We start from the raw sequence: 12,349 nt of genomic DNA, 5'->3' as shown, positions 1-12,349 counted from the left end.
TTAAGACTAATTAGCTGTGCTTCTCATTCTGAGCAGAGGCTCTGCGGGGACGGTTTTCTCTGGGCTCTGCTGGAAGTCTCGCTATGTTTTAGCGCGAATATTCGTGAATAAGATCGTAAATATAAAAAGCCGCATCGCAGCCCGCTTTGATCAGTTTTTCGGTCGAGGGAATGATGAGGCGCTAGGATGTGTGGAGCCTACTCCGCCGCGGGAGGTGTATGTGCCTGAAGTGTTCGCTTTGGTGGGCAAGTCGGGAACGGGGAAGAGTTTCCGAGCGCGACTGATTGCGGATAGCCGTGGGATCGATGCGATCATCGATGATGGCTTGTTAATCCATAAAGGGAAGATTGTGGCGGGCCGTTCTGCCAAGGAGACTACGCATTATATTGCGGCGGTTAAAACAGCGATGTTTTATGATCCGGAGCATCTGGAAGAGGTGTTGGCGACTCTGGAGCTAGCCGAATTTCCGCGCATACTGTTACTGGGGACCAGTGAGCGTATGATTTTGCGTAACTGTGAGACCTTACGATTGCCGGCGCCGAGTGAGATAATTCAGATCGAGGATGTGGCATCGCAGGATGAGATTGCGGCGGCGATCCATGACCGGAAAACGCATGGGAAGCACATTATACCCTTGCCAGTGATTGAGGTGAAGCAGGCCTATCCTAAGTTGGTCGCGCACGCGATTAAGGTGTTTTTTGACCGTACTCGACACAAGAGCGGCTATGATAAGACGATTGTGCGGCCGAGCTTCCACTCTAAGGGAGCGGTGACGATTTCGGAGGTGGCGCTGACTCAGATGATCTTGCACTGTATGCGTGAAAAAGCGCCTCAATTGGAAATTCGCAAGATCCGGATCGCTCAAAGTGATGATGGCTATCGTATCAAGATGCGAGTTTCATTGCCCTTCGGCACAGAGGCAGCAAATACCTGCCAGGAGCTGCACGATTATGCGATCCGACAGGTAGAGAGTTATACAGGGATCCAGATTCGCTCGCTGGATATTCACATCGAAGCGGTCGAGCTGGATTAAAACGCTTATTGCGGTAGGGCCGCATTGCTAAGGCGGCCGTTCGCCGATTTTGCTTCAAACGTCAGCGAACCTTATTTATGTCCGCAGCGCTTCATGCCAACGGTCGTCTCGGCGAGACGAGCCTACCCAGAGATTCAAAAACAGATGAATCTGCAATGAGCTGACTCTGACGTTGCGAATGCGGAGATTCGCGATCCCGGGGGGGGGGGGGAGGGCTTAGTCTTCGAGCAATTCTTTGGGCATGTCCTTGTCGCTCAGGCGCTCAATCTTGGCGCCAATGGCGGCGAGCTTCTGCTCGAAGCGTTCGTAGCCGCGGTCGAGGTGGTAGATGCGTTGAATCCAAGTGTCGCCCTCGGCGGCAAAGGCCGCCAGGATGAGCGCGGCGGAAGCGCGTAAGTCGGAGGCCATGACTGGGGCGCCGGAGAGTTTGCTCGCACCTTTGATGATCGCACTGGGACCTTCTATCGAGATGTCGGCTCCCATGCGCTGTAGCTCGGGCACGTGCATGAAACGGTTGGGGTAAATACGCTCGGTGATGATGGAAAGACCTTCGGTCTGAGTCATCAGTGCGCCCAGTTGTGCTTGCAAGTCAGTGGGGTAGCCAGGGTGTGGTAGGGTGACGACGTCCACAGTTTTGAGTGAGCCTTGATAGGGGAGCACGCGAATGTAGTCCTCGCCGAGCTCCATCGGTAGACCGGCCTCTTCCAGTTTGTCGAGAAAGGCGCCTAGTAACTTGGGGGCAATTCCCTTGACGGTGACATCGCCGCGGGTAATGGCCCCGGCGATGACAAAAGTGCCAGCTTCGATGCGGTCGGCGATTACGCTGTGCTCGCAGCCATGCAGTTTTTCGACGCCAGTGATGACGAGTTCGGGGCTGCCGATACCAGTGATTTTTGCGCCCATTTTGACCAGCATATTACATAGGTCGACGACTTCGGGCTCACAGGCGGCACATTCTAGACGAGTGGTGCCGGGGGCGAGAGTGGCGGCCATCACGATGTTAGCGGTGCCGGTTACGGTGCTGCCGCTGCGGCCACCGAGGAAAATGGGGCCGCCTTGTATTTCTGAGGCGTCTACGTGGACGTAGCCATTTGAAATCTCGACTTGGCAATTGAGTTTCTTCAGCCCCTTAATATGAAGGTCGATGGGGCGGGGGCCGATGACGCAACCGCCGGGGATCGAGACTTCGGCCTTGCGCATGCGAGCCACTAGGGGGCCTAGCAGGCATACCGAAGCACGCATCTTGCGCACTAGGTCATAGGGCGCGATGTGGGTGATCTTTTTTGAAGTGATTTTCCAGACACCAGGCTCCGGTTGCACGGTTTCCGCTCCGATATGGCGTAGGATCTCGAGCATGAAGCGCATGTCGCTTAAGTCGGGGACGTTGCGCAGGGTGACGGTTTCGTCACTGAGTAGAGTGGCGGCTAGAATCGGTAGAGCCGCATTCTTGGCGCCACCAACGTCGATTTGTCCATTTAGGGGGCCATTGCCACTAACTTTGAAGACGTCCATTAGATGTGTTTTTTATGGGATATGGGTGGTGCGCTAGCAGCGGCTTATTCGGCTTTATCGCTGCGGCGGTTAGTGCGGTTGCCTCCATTGCTGCCGCGTTTACGATTTTGTCCGCCACGTTGGCCTCCCTTGCCGCTGCGTGCGCGGTTTTGTCCACCGCGACTGCCGCCTTTACCCTGTGGGTGGCCGTTTCGATTGGAATTTTGCTTGGTGGGGGCTGGCGCTTCTTTACCGCCGAGTCCGAAAATACTTAGAATGGATGCGAGCAATCCCTTTTTCTTAGGAGCTGGTTTTCTACTGCCTTCGCTTCTGGCGTTGGGCTTGCGCTCTGTGCGCTCCGGACGCGTGGGGCGATCGGGTTTAGCAGGACGGTTTTTGTCTCGCTCTGCGCGGCGGGCATCCCGCTCTGCACGGCGTGCGGCGATCTTGGATTCGACACTGGCGATAGCTGCAAGTGTTTCGGCGCTTGGTTGTGGATTGGCGTCGGTGCGTGGTGCACGTGGCTCGCGTGGTTCCCGTTTTTGACGTGGTTCGCGGTCACCACGTGGTTCGCGGTCACCACGTGGTTCCCGCGGTTCGCGTGGTTCCCGTGGTTTACGCTCACTGCGTGGTTCTCGCGGTTTGCGTTCGCGCCGTGGTTTGTCTTCGCGCTCGTTGCGAGGCTCGCGTGCGCCAGCAGGTGTTGGCTTGCCGCTGAGCTTTTCTTCTTTCAGGCCTTCAGAGGCACTGATTTCGCCCATCTTAGCATTGCTGAGTGAGACGACTTCGGTTTTAAAGCCGCCACTACGGCGTCGGGTGCGAGGTTTTTTGGAGGCGTCGGTGCTAGGCGTATAGCTTTGGCTCTGAGAGGTGTTTACGTTTTCTTCTTCGAATTCTGGCATGGGTCGTGTGTTTTGATATATGTGCGTGTGACTCGTTGGCTAGAGCAGTCATAGCCAGTGTGACGAGTCGTTGGTCGGCGTCAGCCAGTCGGGCGATGTCTTCAGCTCAAGCGGCACGGAGCGCGTTGGCGGTTGATCGCATCGGGGAGACGACAGGTGTATGGCTAGAGAACTGGTTTTTTTTGAGCAAGGGTTAAGTTGGAATAGTTGCTAGTTGTTGGCTGAAAGTTGCTTGAGGGGTTGAATCCGCTTGCTTGCCTCTCTGTCCGAACCTAGGAATGCGAGTATGGATAAACTCGACGAAATTTTTGACCTTCAGGATGCCCTGAACAAGCGGATTGGTGTGAATACTGACGATATGTCAGACGAAGATAAGGCGAAGTGGGTGTTGAACTACACACGTGCGATGCAACAGGAAATGTCGGAATTGATCGATTCCGTGCCTTGGAAGTGGTGGGCAAAATATCAGACATTTGACGAGCAAAATGCCAAAGTTGAAGTAGTGGATCTGTTTCACTTTTTGATCTCTTTGGCGCAGGTGCTTGGTATGACTCCAGAGGACGTGTATGAGGCCTATACGAAGAAAAATAAGGTGAATCATAACCGGCAAGATAGTGGTTATGTCGAAAAAGACGAAGACGATTCCCGTCATATCTGACGAATGACGAATGAGGGATGAGGAATGGCGGGTGAGGGATGGCGGATGCTAGATGACTCAAGCTCGGCGATTCGTCATCCGCCATTATTAACATCGCGAAGCTATGAACGAAAACCCTTTGATGATCCTGCTCTATGTGGGTGTGGCCGTGTATGTAGGCAATATGTATCGGGAGGATTATAAGGCCTCCCGGTCGGGCCAGCCAAATTCGGGGGCCATGCCGGGGGCAACTGCGGTGTCCGTCGGAGCGTATGTCGTTGGTGTGATTGGGGCGCTACTGCTACTCGGTCTTGAAACTGGGGGCGAGATTGCGCTGGGTGTGGCAGATGAGCAGAGTCAGATGGTCTGGTTCTTCGTATTTGCGATTGTCGCGGCGGGCGTGGTCGAGGAAGTGATCTTTCGCGGCTTTCTGGTCGTGGAGAACAAGGGGCGTGCGCTGCTGATTGCCAGTTGTGTCGGTTTTTCCTTAATTTTTGCCATCATCCATGCTCATTTTTGGAGTACCGAAGATGGCTTTGAGTGGACCTTTACCGCTAAGGCATTCTTGAGCACAGGCATACTCTTCGCCAACTCGCTCTGGTTCTACGCTATCCGCTTCGGGCCGTGGAATCCCAACCGTTCGATTTTTCCCTGTATGTTAGCCCATGCCGCGAGTAACCTCGGCGTGTTTGTCGTCAAGCTGGTACAAGGTTACGTGGTCTTTTAGCCGCTTGATGTGTTTTTCCCTGTTTTTGTGTCGCATGAATGGCTGAGATTTGTACTTTCCACCGTTTTCCCAATTTCAAACCATTATGGAAAACATACCAAATGTCTTAGCCACTCGTTACGCATCGAAATCGATGAAGGCTGTCTGGAGCGCAGAAGGGCGGATCGCCTTGGAGCGTGATTACTGGATCGCAGTTTTGCGCGCGCAGAAAGATCTCGGGCTCGACATCCCGCAAGCAGCCATCGACGCCTACGAGCGCGTGAAGGGCACCATTAATCTCGAATCGATTAACGAGCGCGAAGCAATTACGCGTCACGATGTGAAGGCGCGGATCGAAGAGTTCTGCGACCTTGCGGGCTATGAGCACATTCATAAAGGACTGACAAGTCGTGACCTGACGGAAAATGTCGAGCAGTTGCAGATCATTCAAGCGCTCGAAGTCGTTCGCACGAAGGCGGTCGCTGCTTTGCTCAAAGTGGCAGAGCGTGCAGAGCAGTGGAAGGACCTGGTCATTACGGCTCGCACCCACAACGTGCCGGCGCAGCCCACTACTTTTGGTAAGCGTCTGGCCATGTTTGGCGAAGATCTGCTCTGCGCGGTGCGCGAGCTGGATCGCATTATTGATAACTACCCGGTGCGTGGGCTCAAAGGGCCCGTGGGCACGCAGATGGACCTGCTGACGCTCTTCGGGGGCGATGCTGAAAAGGTGGCGACTCTGGAAGATCGGATTCTTGACCACCTCGGTGTGGGCGCGGCGCTCGATACCGTCGGCCAAGTCTATCCACGTGGTCTGGACTTTGAAGTGGTCTCCGTCTTTGTGCGTCTGGCTTCCGGTCCTTCCAGCTTTGCTAAGACTCTGCGCATCATGGCTGGCCACGAACTGGCCAGTGAGGGCTTTGCCAAGGGCCAGGTGGGCTCCTCTGCCATGCCGCACAAGATGAACAGCCGCAGCTGTGAGCGTCTCAATGGCTTCGCAGTCATTTTGAAGGGCTACCTGACCATGGCGGGTGAGCTTGCGGGCGACCAGTGGAACGAGGGCGATGTTTCTTGCTCGGTGGTGCGTCGCGTCTTCTTGCCGGATAGCTTCTTTGCCATCGACGGCCTGATCGATACTTTCCTCACGATCCTGAATCAAATGGAAGTCTATCCCGCGGTCATCGACCAAGAGAACCAGCGCTACGGTCCCTTCCTCGCCACCACTACAGTGCTGATGGAAGCGGTCAAAGCCGGTGCCGGCCGCGAGGAAGCGCACGAAGCGATTAAAGAGCATGCCGTGCAAACGGTGCGTGATCTTCGCTCAGGACTGATTACTGCCAACGATCTGGTCGAACGTCTCGCGGAGGATGCGCGCCTAGGACTGAGCTTGGGACAACTCAGCGAAATGATGGGCCGCGCTCAAGCCATGACTGGTCTGGCTTCCGCTCAGGTCGAGAAGTTCTGTCTCACCGTGCGTGAGGAGGCTCAAAATTTCCCTGCTGCAGTCGACTATACTCCAGGCGCAATTCTTTAAGGATTGCTTTCAGAATCGGCCCACATACACACAGTCACACTCTTAAATTTATACACCCAATACGCATATGTCAGAACAACTCGAAGGAAACTGTCTTGTCGCCCAGTCTGGTGGCCCTACATCTGTAATCAACGCGAGCCTCTCCGGTGTCGTTGCCGAAGCGCTCAACCACGAGTGCATCGAAGAAATCTACGGCGGCCTGAATGGTGTGCTCGGTATTCTTAACGAGCAACTCATCGACCTCGCTGCCGAATCTCAGCAAAATATCCGTGGCCTTCGCTACACTCCAGGTGCCGCCCTGGGCACTTGCCGCTATAAGCTCAAGCGTCAGACCGATTTCGACCGCGTGCTTGAAGTCTTCGAAGCGCATAACATCCGTTACTTCTTCTACGCCGGCGGCAATGATTCTCAAGACACTGCCGACAAGATTTCCAAGCTCGCTCAAGAGCGTGGTTATGCTCTGCGCGTGATCGGTATTCCCAAGACGATTGACAACGACTTGGTCACCACCGACCACACCCCTGGCTATGGTTCTGTGATCAAATACATCGCGACCACCGTTAAGGAAATTGCCGCCGACAACGCAGCCATGGGCCAGCACGACCTAGTGCAAATCATCGAAGTGATGGGGCGTAGCGCAGGATGGATCGCAGCCGGTGCCGCTCTGGCCAAACGCCGTGACGAGCCCAGTGCAGCACCACACCTGATCTATTTGCCGGAAGTTGCGTTTTCCGCTGAGAAATTCATCTCCGATGTTCAGCACGTGCTACAGAAGGAAAAATACTGTGTGGTCGTTGTGGGCGAAGGCCTCGTCGATGCAGACGGGAACTATGTTTCCACCGATAGTGCCACAGCCGATGCATTTGGTCATTCACAGCTAGGCGGTGCCGGTGAATACCTACGCGCCCTCGCAGAAGAGTCGCTGCAAGTTAAAGCACGCTCCGTCAAGCTCGGCATGGCGCAACGCGCGGCCGTTCATTGTTCTTCCCAAGCCGACAACGACGAAGCTTACCTCGCAGGTCAAGCCGCAGTGGAAGCCGCTGTGGAAGGTCATACCGATAAAATGGTCACCTTACTACGTGGCGAAGGCGACAGCTACACATGTGAGACCGGCCTTGCCGACCTCTCTGAGATTGCCAACGGCGTGAAAAAGCTCCCTGAGAGCTGGATCAACGAAGACGGCGTCAGCATGAACTACAACTTCTACAAATACGCGCTGCCATTGATTCAAGGCGAAGTTAAGGTCCCTTACGAAAATGGTGTGCCTGCACTCGTTCAGCTCAAAATGGAAAAAGTCGACCGCAAGCTTGGCGCTCACATCTTCGAGTAAAAGTGTAGCCTCAATTCACTGAATTGGGGGCCATTCGAAACGATTTCCAAGCCCCGTCGCGATAAAAGCGACGGGGCTTTTTTTGTGAATTCCGGGAACGTTCGATGTTGGGCGTTCCCAATTCTGTGTATTCAAATCAGCTATTCTATATCAATGCTGATGCCCCTCTCTCAACCAGAGTGCAGCGCTAGGAGTCCCGCCTTTAAGCGACCGCGTGAAGTTGTAGGGAGGAGTTTTTCAGGAGGTTTCTTTTGTAGCGGGCCCGGGCCCGCGAATCTCCGCATTCGCAGCGTCAGAGTCGCCCGCAGAATCGCCCGCAGCGTCAGAGTCGCGTCAGAGTCGCATCACAGTCACCGCAGCGTCCCAATCACCCCGCCCAACATCAAACCGGCCAGTCACCACTTTCGATGCGCGTGGCGCCATGCTGGGCGATCTTCTCGGCGCTCATTTCGTAGATCCAGACTTCCGCCAGCGCTTCGCCCGCAGGAGTGAAGCAAGTCACCCGCAGGCGATTGTAGTCATTCTCTGCTGCCGGCCGGTTTGGCACGTAGCCTTCCAAATAGTCCAAGCCTGCGAAGGCCGCTGCATTCGCCATCTCCAGCAGGTAGCCATGCACCCATTGCTCCCCCCGCAGCAGCAAGCCAGGATAGCCCACATGCAGATCGTACAGCTCCCCCCGGATCTTCGCCGGCACCGGCTCCGCCGCCAGTTTACCCGCACAAAACGCCGGCCAGTAGTGCCCGCCCGGCTTCAGCGTGCCATAGACAAAAACTTTAAAATCAGAATTCATGAATGGGATTGAGTCGTTGCTAAGCTGCAGCAGGCCGCGCGACACGCGCAGAGGATCCTCATAAGAAATCCGCGTCCATCTGCGGTAAATGATAGGTTTGAATCAGTCCCACATTCATCATTGGATGTGGGACGTTCAATGTTCGACGTTCCCACGTTCGCTATTTCATCCGTTGTCGCACTGCTTCGTAGAGACACACGCCCGCAGAGACCGATACGTTCAAGCAGTCCACAGTGCCGGCCATTGGAATGCTGATCAGGTGATCGCATAGATCTCCCGTCACCTTACGGATTCCCCAGCCTTCGCTGCCCAGCACCAGTGCCGTCGGTTGATCGAAATCGACATCGTAGAGCATCTCGCTGCCCTGATCCGAGGTGCCCACAATTTGAATACGCCGCTCATGGAACTTACGCAGGAGCATACCGATATTCTTAATGCGTAGGAAAGGCACATCATCCGCGCCGCCACAAGAGATGTCACGCACCGTCGGTGTGATTCCGCAGGCCCCCTTAACCGGAGCCAATACCGCAGTCACCCCCGCGCCCGAAGCCGAACGCAAGCAAGCGCCCAGATTGTGCGGATCCTGCACGCCCTCGAGCACCAGAATCAAAGGATTCTCCGTGCGTTCGATCAAGTCGAACAAGTCGTCCTCGTTTTCGATGTGAACAATCGTCGGCCCCTTCGAATGACGAGGCGGACGTTTAATTTTATGAATAGAATTACGGCCCATAATATGGCAGCGCGCGGAGCGCTGAGTAGTTGCGCGATGCGCGCAGTAGAAAGTAGAGAGTGAAAAACAGGTATCATGCCGCTTTCCCCGCACAGGTAAAGCGGCAAGTGTCACTTCGTCAGCACCAGCGCTTACCCGACGCTATTTTGAACCGCAGATCAACGCAGATGAACGCTGATAAATAGAATCCTATTGTCTGCAGCTTGACCACGGCGGGCGCCATCAATGACGCCCCTACAAAACATTCATCTCAGTGATCTGCGTGTATCGGCGTCCATCTGCGGTTAATATCAGGTGCCGGATTGGGGCATAAAGTGGGGAACGCCCAACATTGAACATCGGATGTGTATACCATCTCTTGAACCTGCACCACGCAGCCGCTTAAAAGCGGAACTCCAAACCAAAACAGAAGCTCCAGGTCCTCCCAGCCCAGCGTCATATAAGAAAAGCCCGTCCTCCCAGGTCCCAGCGTCCTTACAAGTTCCAGCGCCGTGTAAGATTAACGCAAATTAACGTAAATTAACGGTTCAAGTTCCAGCGTCGTGTAAGATTCACGCAAATTAACGTAAATTACATTTCACGGCGTAATGAAATGAAGACGGAACGGTTCAAGTTCCCACGTCCCTTCCAGCCCCCGTGTCACGTCCCCCACGTCCCCATTCACGGTATTTTTTATCTTTTGTCTGGCACGAACTATCGAAGCCGCAACAGTGTCCGACCCACACCTCATGAAAGTTGTTTTAGCAGAAAAACCCTCCGTCGCCCGCGATATCGCGAAATACCTCAAAGCTACCAGCAAGGGGCAGGGCTACCTGAAAAATGACGAGTGGACCATTACCTGGGCCTTCGGCCACATGGTGGAGCTGCAAGAGCCCGAAGAATACCAGCCCGATTGGAAGCCCTGGCGCCTCAGCAATCTCCCCATCATTCCCGAAGAATTTAAACTGCGCTCGCGCAAGGACGGCTCCGCACATGATCAGCTGATGATCATTAAAAAACTCTTCCGAGAAGCCGACGAAATTGTCTGCGCGACGGACGCCGGTCGCGAGGGGGAGCTGATCTTTCGCTACATCCTCACCTGGACCGAGTGTGAGGATAAGCCCTGCAAGCGCCTCTGGATCAGCTCCTTGACCAATGCCGCCATTGAAAAAGGCTTTAAGAAACTGGCCTCCAGCACCGAGTACGACCGCCTCTATTACGCCGCCAAATGCCGCAGCGAGGCCGACTGGATCGTGGGGCTCAACGCCACCCGTTTCTTTACCGTCGAATACGGCAAGCGCAACCTGCTGCTCAGTCTCGGCCGGGTGCAGACTCCCATTCTCGCCATGATCGTCAACCGCGACCTCGAGATCGAATACTTCAAGCCCAAGGACTTCTGGGAGGTCCACACCCTCTGCCGTGAGGCCACCTTCAAGCACACCGGCGGCAAATTCGAAGATCAGGCCAAGGCCCAGGCCATTCTGGAAAAAGTCACCGGCCAGGAATTGGTGGTCAAATCCGTCACTAAAAAGAACGAAAAGGCCAACCCGCCCCAGCTCTACGATCTCACCTCCCTGCAGCAGGATATGAATAAGCGCTACGGCTTCACCGCCGATCAGACGCTCAAGCTCGCGCAAAACCTCTACGAAAGTAAGCACCTCACTTACCCCCGCACCGACAGCCGCTATATCAGCAGCGATATTCAGCCCACCATCCCCCCGCTGCTAGAAGCCCTGCGCCGCCTCAAGCCCGAAGAGATCGCCCCGCTCGACACCGCTGCCTTGCCCTTCAACGCCCGCATCGTCGACGACAAAAAGGTCTCCGATCACCACGCCATCCTGCCCACCGAAGTGCTCGGCGACTCCCTCGCCGGGGACGAGCGCAAGCTCTACCAGGCAGTGGTCACCCGCCTGATCGCTGTCTTCTACCCGCCCTGCATTAAGGCCGTCACCGTGGTCAATGCCGTCGCCGCCGAAGAACCCTTCCGCGCCCGCGGCAAGGTGCTGGTCGATCCCGGCTGGCAGGCGCTCTACAGCAAATCCGAGCCCGTGGAGACCGCCAAAAAGACCAAGGGCAAGGCCGACGACGCCGCGCAGGAACTGCCCGACTTCCAAAAGGGCGAAAGCAATCCACACCAACCCTCGCTGCCCCAGTTTAAAACCTCCGCGCCCAAGCGCTTCAACGAAGCCACCCTGCTGCAACTCATGGAGACCGCCGGTAAGATCGTGACCGACGAAGCCCTCAAAGAAGCCCTCAAGGACAAAGGCGTCGGCACCCCCGCCACCCGCGCCTCCATCATCGAGGTCCTGATTTCGCGCAACTACGTCGAACGCAAAAAGAAAAACCTCATCAGCACTGAGTCGGGCCGCGGCCTCATTTCCCTGATCCAAGACGAGCGTCTCAAGTCCCCCGAGCTCACCGGCGACTGGGAATTCCGGCTCAAACAAGTCGAGCGCGGCGAGTATGATCCCGCCCAATTCATGTCCGAGGTCGCCGACTACACTCGCGAGATTTTGCAATGCACCTCCGCCAAGACCGTCAGCCTCGCCAACCTCGGGCCCTGTCCCATCTGCAACGCCCCCGTCATCCGCGGCAAGGCCGCCTACGGTTGCTCCGATTGGAAGGCCGGCTGCAAATTCGTCCTGCCCGGTGAACTCTGGGGGCTAGGCATCGGGCCCCAACTCGCCCGTGAGATACTGACCCATAAGCGCAGCCTCACCCCGCACCCCATCGAAGTCGACGGAAGCAAACGCTTCGCCACCCTTCAACTGGACAAACAAGGCAATTTCAGTTTCGAAGAAGCCGCAGTCGCCAAAAAAGAGGCCGGTCAAGAAGGCTTGGGGCAGTGTCCCACCTGCGGCGGCGACATCGTCATCGGGCGCAAAGCCTACGGCTGTTCCAACTGGCGCAACGGCTGCAAATTTGTCATTTGGAAAACGATGGCGCAAAAAGAGATCCCCCTCGAAGCCGCCAAAGAATTACTACAGACCGGCAGCACCGCCACCATCACCGGCTTCAAATCCAAAGCCGGCAAAGACTTCGACGCCAAGCTCAAGATCGTAAACGGCGAAGTGAAATTCGACTTCTCGTAGCACGCAGAGCGGAGTGGAGAGTTTGCTAGGAGGTTCCTTTTGTAGATGACATGGGAGTTTATCAGGAGCGTGGAAACGCTACAGTGACAAACTTATGCAAAACCCCACATCATCTACGAACATCAATA

General features: G+C 55.5%; 10 protein-coding genes. 6 read left to right on the top strand and 4 right to left on the bottom strand.

The features are described from left to right. Positions 1 to 103 precede the first annotated feature (103 nt). Positions 104 to 1,033 (top strand): hypothetical protein, encoded by a 930-nt coding sequence (locus QEH59_RS16370; protein ID WP_308986463.1) that lies wholly within the window; start codon positions 104 to 106, stop codon positions 1,031 to 1,033. Positions 1,034 to 1,249: 216 nt separating this feature from the next. Here the strand turns inward: QEH59_RS16370 and murA are convergent, their stop codons facing one another. Continuing rightward, positions 1,250 to 2,545: a UDP-N-acetylglucosamine 1-carboxyvinyltransferase gene (gene murA / locus QEH59_RS16365; protein ID WP_308986462.1), complete on the bottom strand. Its 1,296-nt coding sequence runs from the start codon at positions 2,543 to 2,545 to the stop codon at positions 1,250 to 1,252. A 44-nt stretch (positions 2,546 to 2,589) separates the two neighbouring features. Then, positions 2,590 to 3,426 carry a hypothetical protein gene (locus QEH59_RS16360; RefSeq protein WP_308986461.1) on the bottom strand — a complete coding sequence of 279 codons (837 nt, stop codon included), beginning with the start codon at positions 3,424 to 3,426 and terminating at the stop codon, positions 2,590 to 2,592. A 286-nt stretch (positions 3,427 to 3,712) separates the two neighbouring features. On the opposite strand from QEH59_RS16360, the gene QEH59_RS16355 reads away from it, so the two are divergent. The 4 genes from QEH59_RS16355 to QEH59_RS16340 all read left to right on the top strand — a co-directional run bounded on the left by QEH59_RS16355 (position 3,713) and on the right by QEH59_RS16340 (position 7,630). Beyond that, positions 3,713 to 4,084, top strand: coding sequence for a dUTPase (locus QEH59_RS16355; RefSeq protein ID WP_308986460.1), 372 nt, complete (start codon positions 3,713 to 3,715; stop codon positions 4,082 to 4,084). Positions 4,085 to 4,187: 103 nt separating this feature from the next. Continuing rightward, positions 4,188 to 4,790: a CPBP family intramembrane glutamic endopeptidase gene (locus QEH59_RS16350; RefSeq protein ID WP_308986459.1), complete on the top strand. Its 603-nt coding sequence runs from the start codon at positions 4,188 to 4,190 to the stop codon at positions 4,788 to 4,790. Positions 4,791 to 4,875: 85 nt separating this feature from the next. Then, entirely contained in the window at positions 4,876 to 6,300 is a 1,425-nt protein-coding gene (purB, locus tag QEH59_RS16345) for an adenylosuccinate lyase (RefSeq protein WP_308986458.1), read from the top strand. Between the two features lie 67 nt (positions 6,301 to 6,367). Further along, on the top strand, positions 6,368 to 7,630 hold the full coding sequence (locus QEH59_RS16340) for a 6-phosphofructokinase (RefSeq protein ID WP_308986457.1): 1,263 nt from the start codon (positions 6,368 to 6,370) through the stop codon (positions 7,628 to 7,630). 382 nt (positions 7,631 to 8,012) lie between these two features. Here QEH59_RS16340 and QEH59_RS16335 read toward each other — a convergent pair whose 3' ends face one another. Continuing rightward, positions 8,013 to 8,420 carry a gamma-glutamylcyclotransferase family protein gene (locus QEH59_RS16335; RefSeq protein WP_308986456.1) on the bottom strand — a complete coding sequence of 136 codons (408 nt, stop codon included), beginning with the start codon at positions 8,418 to 8,420 and terminating at the stop codon, positions 8,013 to 8,015. A 160-nt stretch (positions 8,421 to 8,580) separates the two neighbouring features. Beyond that, positions 8,581 to 9,150, bottom strand: coding sequence for a 23S rRNA (guanosine(2251)-2'-O)-methyltransferase RlmB (gene rlmB, locus QEH59_RS16330; protein ID WP_308986455.1), 570 nt, complete (start codon positions 9,148 to 9,150; stop codon positions 8,581 to 8,583). A gap of 728 nt (positions 9,151 to 9,878) precedes the next feature. On the opposite strand from rlmB, the gene QEH59_RS16325 reads away from it, so the two are divergent. Continuing rightward, a complete protein-coding gene (locus QEH59_RS16325) occupies positions 9,879 to 12,221 on the top strand; it encodes a DNA topoisomerase 3 (RefSeq protein ID WP_308986454.1) in 2,343 nt (780 codons plus the stop codon). Positions 12,222 to 12,349 lie beyond the last annotated feature (128 nt).

It is taken from the genome of Thalassobacterium sedimentorum, assembly GCF_031127905.1.
Classification (GTDB): Bacteria; Verrucomicrobiota; Verrucomicrobiia; order Opitutales; family Coraliomargaritaceae; genus Thalassobacterium; species Thalassobacterium sedimentorum.
The sequence above is the reverse complement of the archived record's forward strand: the minus strand, read 5'-3'. Positions and strand labels throughout refer to the sequence as shown.